A 579-nucleotide genomic window follows, 5' to 3' on the forward strand; every position below is an offset into this window, starting at 1 on the left:
CCTTTGACCGTCTTCGCCAAGATCACCGTCGGCTGCCCGGTGTGGTGGAAGGCGGCGTGATACGCGGCGTAGACCTTGTGCGGATCGTGGCCGCCGCGGTTGAGCCGATAGATGTCGTAGTCGGACATCCCGGCGACGAGCTCTTCCAGTTCGGGGTAACGGCCGAAGAAGTGCTTGCGCGTGTACTCGCCGCCGCGCGCCTTAAAGGCCTGATACTCGCCGTCGACGCACTCCTCCATGCGTTGCTGCAGCAGTCCGCTGTGGTCCATCTCAAGCAGCGGCTCCCAGCGCGAGCCCCAGACCACCTTGATGACATTCCAGCCGGCACCGCGGAACTCGCCTTCGAGCTCCTGGATGATCTTGCCGTTGCCGCGCACCGGACCGTCGAGACGCTGCAAATTGCAGTTGACGACGAAGATCAGGTTATCGAGTTGTTCGCGGGCGGCCAGACCGATCGACCCCATCGACTCCGGCTCGTCCATCTCGCCATCGCCCATAAAGCACCAGACCTTCCGCTGCGAGGCGTCGCGAATCCCCCGATGGTGCAGGTACTTCATCATGCGCGCCTGCTGCACCGCC

General features: G+C 63.7%; 1 protein-coding gene. It reads right to left on the bottom strand.

What is annotated here, in order from left to right; translation table 11 throughout:
• Window positions 1-579: thiamine pyrophosphate-binding protein (locus tag CKO41_RS18350; protein ID WP_521963700.1), on the bottom strand; the 579-nt coding region annotated here is incomplete at both ends.

This window comes from Thiococcus pfennigii (assembly GCF_016583835.1).
Taxonomy (GTDB): domain Bacteria; phylum Pseudomonadota; class Gammaproteobacteria; order Chromatiales; family Chromatiaceae; genus Thiococcus; species Thiococcus pfennigii.